The organism is Lutibacter litoralis (genome assembly GCF_014646675.1).
Taxonomy (GTDB): domain Bacteria; phylum Bacteroidota; class Bacteroidia; order Flavobacteriales; family Flavobacteriaceae; genus Lutibacter; species Lutibacter litoralis.
On record NZ_BMNS01000027.1, the window covers coordinates 1 to 896 of the forward strand.

Below are 896 nucleotides of genomic sequence, written 5' to 3' on the forward strand. Positions count from 1 at the left end.
TATGTTGTATGTTTATGTAGCTGCAACAGATACTTGCCCTGCAGATGAGAGCAGTTTTACTGTAACGATAGAAGATACACCAACAATAGAAGTGTCTTCAACAAACGTAACTTGTTTCGGTGCTGCAAATGGGACAATAATAGTTTCAGGTTTGGAAGATGGAGAAACTTATATTATTCAATTAAATGGAGAAGGAAATGATTTAAGTGAACAAGCTACATTTGGACCAGGTACTTATTTAATTACTGCAAGCTCAAATGGAAATAATCAAGAGGAACTAATATGTTCTACAAGCGAAGAAGTTGTTATTACACAGCCTTCACAAATATTCGTGAATGCTGGTACAAATAAACTATTAACTTGTAACAATCCAACAGCTACGTTAATTGGAAACGCTAGTACAAATGATCAAATAAGTTTAACTTATTTATGGACAACGACAAGTGGTGTTATTGATAGTGGAGCGAATACACTAACTCCAATAGTAAGTGGACCTGGTATTTATACTTTAACTGTATCAACTATTGATGGCGAAATTGTATGTTCTGCTAGTGATACTGTACAAGTAACACAAGATGTTACAAAACCAACTGCTGTTTTAACGGCTGAAACTACCGAGTTGAATTGTAATGTTACAAGTATAGTTTTAGATGCAAGCCAAAGTACTGGGGGAGATAAATTTCTTTGGAAAGGTGGAGCAACTACTTCAAGCATAACAGTTACCGAGCCAGGAAGTTATTATGTAATAGTTATAAAAAATTCAAATGGTTGTGTTGCTACAAAAACAATAACCATAACACAAAATAGCGTTGAACCAGAAGTTGTAATTACTGGAGATTCAGAATTAACTTGTGAAACTACAAGTGTAACATTAGACGCGAGTAGCTCAACTGTGC

Annotated in this window: 1 protein-coding gene; it reads left to right on the plus strand. The window is 34.8% G+C overall.

The annotated features are described in order from the left end of the window. Positions 1-896 (plus strand): hypothetical protein (locus tag IEW75_RS15685; RefSeq protein WP_188704112.1); only part of this gene is annotated, 896 nt, incomplete at both ends.